Annotated in this window: 1 protein-coding gene; it reads right to left on the bottom strand. The window is 37.2% G+C overall.

Annotation, left to right across the window (positions count from 1 at the left end; genetic code table 11):
- Positions 1 to 237: 237 nt before the first annotated feature.
- Complete coding sequence (locus tag JL102_RS23415; RefSeq protein WP_202246898.1) at positions 238 to 513, bottom strand: transposase; 276 nt, start codon at positions 511 to 513, stop codon at positions 238 to 240.
- Positions 514 to 576 lie beyond the last annotated feature (63 nt).

Here is a 576-nt window from a genome sequence, read left to right as displayed (position 1 = left end):
TATTTTTACTCACCTTATAACCTTTGTCCATAGTCAACCAGGTATGCATTCTTCTTGCGCCCTTGAAAGGGTGATCTAGATAATGTTCATCCATTAGATGCATCAGTTTTAAATTTAAATCCGATTCTCCTGCAGGCTTATAATAAAGCCCTGAGCGGTGTAAGGAAAGCAACTTACATTGCTTAGCCAAGCTCAATTGACCCTTGCTTATCATTGATCTCCGCTCCTGTAGAGGTTTTACCGCAAGGCGTCTTTTAAAAAATCATTTTCAACCTTAAGCTGACCTATAGCTTTTAATAGTTGGTCTTTCTCTTCATCTACTTGAGACTTTTTACTCTTTGGTTTCTTTTCAAAAAAACTCTCTGCATTCGCCAAAAATTCACGTTTCCATAGGTTGATCTGCTGCGGGGCAAGCTCATACTTCTGAGCTAACTCAGCTATACTGTGACGCTCTTTAAGAGCTTCTAAAACTACTTTGGTTTTGAATTTCGAGGTGTATTTCTTTCTTGTCATATCAGTAAATTTAAGTTTCTTTTTTGAACTTAAACTGTTGACCTAATTTTTGGGGTATGATCA

The organism is Fulvivirga sediminis (genome assembly GCF_016757215.1).
GTDB lineage: Bacteria > Bacteroidota > Bacteroidia > Cytophagales > Cyclobacteriaceae > Fulvivirga > Fulvivirga sediminis.
This window is presented reverse-complemented; position numbering and strand designations above follow the sequence as displayed.